Origin of the sequence: Micromonospora sp. NPDC048947, assembly GCF_040649495.1 — a bacterium.
Classification (GTDB): Bacteria; Actinomycetota; Actinomycetes; order Mycobacteriales; family Micromonosporaceae; genus Micromonospora; species Micromonospora alfalfae.
Genome location: NZ_JBEZFO010000052.1, coordinates 1 through 3194 on the forward strand (window position 1 = coordinate 1; position 3194 = coordinate 3194).

At 57.8% G+C, this 3194-nt stretch carries 2 rRNA genes; both read right to left on the reverse strand.

The window, feature by feature from the left end:
- Positions 1–2184: ribosomal RNA gene (locus AB0B98_RS33050) — 23S ribosomal RNA — on the reverse strand; the annotation flags it as partial.
- Positions 2185–2565: 381 nt separating this feature from the next.
- Positions 2566–3194, reverse strand: a 16S ribosomal RNA gene (locus AB0B98_RS33055); the annotation flags it as partial.

Here is a 3194-nt window from a genome sequence, read left to right on the forward strand (position 1 = left end):
CGCCATTCGTGCAGGTCGGAACTTACCCGACAAGGAATTTCGCTACCTTAGGATGGTTATAGTTACCACCGCCGTTTACTGGCGCTTAAGTTCTCCGCTTCGCCCCGAAGAGCTAACAGGTCCCCTTAACGTTCCAGCACCGGGCAGGCGTCAGTCCATATACATCGAATTACTTCTTCGCATGGACCTGTGTTTTTAGTAAACAGTCGCTTCCCCCTGCTCTCTGCGGCCATACAACGCTCCACCCGCGCGGGGCTTCACGTCTCCGGCCCCCCTTCTCCCTAAGTTACGGGGGCAATTTGCCGAGTTCCTTAACCACAGTTCGCCCGATCGCCTCGGTATTCTCTACCTGACCACCTGTGTCGGTTTGGGGTACGGGCCGCTAAGAACTCGCTAGAGGCTTTTCTCGGCAGCATAGGATCACTGACTTCACCTGAATCGGCTCGGCATCACGTCTCAGCCTTCATGTGTTGCGGATTTGCCTACAACACGGCCTACACGCTTACCCCGGCACAACCACCGGCCGGGCTCAGCTACCTTCCTGCGTCACCCCATCGCTTGACTACTACCCATCAGGTTCCCACGCTCCCCATCCTCAACCCGAAGGTCTTGGATGGTTCGGGTGGTTAGCACAACGAGGTTCATCAGGGACGCTCTTTCGCGGGTACGGGAATATCAACCCGTTGTCCATCGACTACGCCTCTCGGCCTCGCCTTAGGTCCCGACTCACCCAGGGCGGATTAGCCTGGCCCTGGAACCCTTGGTCATCCGGCGGAAGGGTTTCTCACCCTTCTTTCGCTACTCATGCCTGCATTCTCACTCGTGCCGCGTCCACAACTGGGTCACCCCGCTGCTTCACTCGCGGCACGACGCTCCCCTACCCATCCACACACCTGCACAAGGAATCACGTCCAAGCGAGGATAAAATGTGAATGCCACAGCTTCGGCGGTGTGCTTGAGCCCCGCTACATTGTCGGCGCGGAACCACTTGACCAGTGAGCTATTACGCACTCTTTAAAGGGTGGCTGCTTCTAAGCCAACCTCCTGGTTGTCTATGCGACCCCACATCCTTTTCCACTTAGCACACGCTTAGGGGCCTTAGCTGGTGATCTGGGCTGTTTCCCTCTCGACTACGAAGCTTATCCCCCGCAGTCTCACTGCCGCGCTCTCACTTACCGGCATTCGGAGTTTGGCTGATTTCGGTAAGCTTGTGGGCCCCCTAGACCATCCAGTGCTCTACCTCCGGCAAGAAACACGCGACGCTGCACCTAAATGCATTTCGGGGAGAACCAGCTATCACGGAGTTTGATTGGCCTTTCACCCCTAACCACAGGTCATCCCCCAATTTTTCAACATTGGTGGGTTCGGCCCTCCACGCGGTCTTACCCGCGCTTCAGCCTGCCCATGGCTAGATCACTCCGCTTCGGGTCTAGGACACGCGACTGAATCGCCCTATTCAGACTCGCTTTCGCTACGGCTCCCCCACACGGGTTAACCTCGCCACATGCCACTAACTCGCAGGCTCATTCTTCAAAAGGCACGCCGTCACCCCGCAAGGCTCCGACGGATTGTAGGCGAACGGTTTCAGGTACTATTTCACTCCCCTCCCGGGGTACTTTTCACCATTCCCTCACGGTACTTGTCCGCTATCGGTCACCAGGAAGTATTTAGGCTTACCAGGTGGTCCTGGCAGATTCACGGCAGATTTCAGGGGTCCGCCGCTACTCGGGAACACCCACAGAAGGTCAGCAACTTTCACCTACCGGACTCTCACCGTCTACGGTCAGCCATTCCAGACTGTTCGACTAGCCACTGACTTTGTAACTTCTCGAACAAGTGTCAGCTTGTTCAGCAGGGTCCCACAACCCCGACCACGCAACCCCTGACAGGTATCACACGCAGCCGGTTTAGCCTCGATCCGCTTTCGCTCGCCACTACTCACGGAATCACTAAATTGTTTTCTCTTCCTACGGGTACTGAGATGTTTCACTTCCCCGCGTTCCCTCCACACACCCTATGTGTTCAGGTGTGGGTGACACCACATGACTGGTGCCAGGTTTCCCCATTCGGACACCCTGGGATCACAGCTTGGTTGACAGCTCCCCCAGGCCTATCGCGGCCTCCCACGTCCTTCATCGGCTCCTGGTGCCAAGGCATTCACCGTTCGCCCTTGACAACTTGACCACAAAGATGCTCGCGTCCACTGTGCAATTCTCAACAAACGACCAACCCACAACCCGATCCGCCCCACACCAAACCCAACAACAGTCGGCGGTATGTGAGGCCAGGCCATGCCTGGCAGACTTCCAGCCCCCACACAGGAGGCCGGCGCGTCTCTGAAACAACAACACGATGGTTGTTCCTTCAGGACCCAACAGGGTGCTCACATTCTCCCCCAGCCGCACCAACAGCAACCGTTCCCACCACCCCGAAAAGTGGCTGTACTAAGCGCCGCCGGCCGTTGCCAGGGCAAAACTTGCCAGTGTCTCCGCCATTCGAGCACCCCACCACCACATTCGGGCAGTGCGGGCTCCTTACCGACTTTCGTCGGAAGGTGCTCCTTAGAAAGGAGGTGATCCAGCCGCACCTTCCGGTACGGCTACCTTGTTACGACTTCGTCCCAATCGCCAGCCCCACCTTCGACGGCTCCCTCCACAAGGGTTGGGCCACCGGCTTCGGGTGTTGCCGACTTTCGTGACGTGACGGGCGGTGTGTACAAGGCCCGGGAACGTATTCACCGCAGCGTTGCTGATCTGCGATTACTAGCGACTCCGACTTCACGGGGTCGAGTTGCAGACCCCGATCCGAACTGAGACCGGCTTTTTGGGATTCGCTCCACCTCACGGTATCGCAGCCCATTGTACCGGCCATTGTAGCATGCGTGAAGCCCTGGACATAAGGGGCATGATGACTTGACGTCATCCCCACCTTCCTCCGAGTTGACCCCGGCAGTCTTCGATGAGTCCCCGCCATAACGCGCTGGCAACATCGAACGAGGGTTGCGCTCGTTGCGGGACTTAACCCAACATCTCACGACACGAGCTGACGACAGCCATGCACCACCTGTGACCGCCCCCGAAGGACCCCCCATCTCTGGAGGTTTTGCGGCCATGTCAAACCCAGGTAAGGTTCTTCGCGTTGCATCGAATTAATCCGCATGCTCCGCCGCTTGTGCGGGCCCCCGTCAATTCCTT